General features: G+C 58.9%; 1 protein-coding gene. It reads right to left on the reverse strand.

Features of this window, described 5'->3' with window-relative positions:
- On the reverse strand, window positions 1–241 hold a 241-nt coding region (locus AC1RPU_RS07975), incomplete at its 3' end, for a hypothetical protein (RefSeq protein ID WP_481769640.1).
- Window positions 242–382 lie beyond the last annotated feature (141 nt).

The raw sequence follows: 382 nt of genomic DNA on the forward strand, positions 1-382 counted from the left end.
GGGTGCCGTATGCACCAGAAAATTGTTGATGGAACGTCTTTTGCTTAACTTCTTGATCGACTCTGCGTACCACGAAAGCCATGCGGATTGAATCGTTCAGCGCGGTCTTGACCGAGAGGCGTGGTCCTAGGGCCGTGCGCGCAGTTGCGCGTGCCACACCCACATCGCCACCCACCACGATGCCCCTCTTCATGCTGGCTCCTTTACGAACTTCGGGGATCGCGGGTTGCATAGTGGACACAGGTCTTGGCCCTCACTGCCGTCCGGCCCTATCCTCCACCCATCCCGCCGCGCCTGTTTGCGGCACGCGCCAACGGACTCGTTATCGAAGTACTCATGAGGAAAATAGTCCCACGGGTGCTTGCGCCCCGAATCGCAGTAT

The organism is Dellaglioa sp. CoH-55-MRSF-7 (assembly GCF_056782235.1).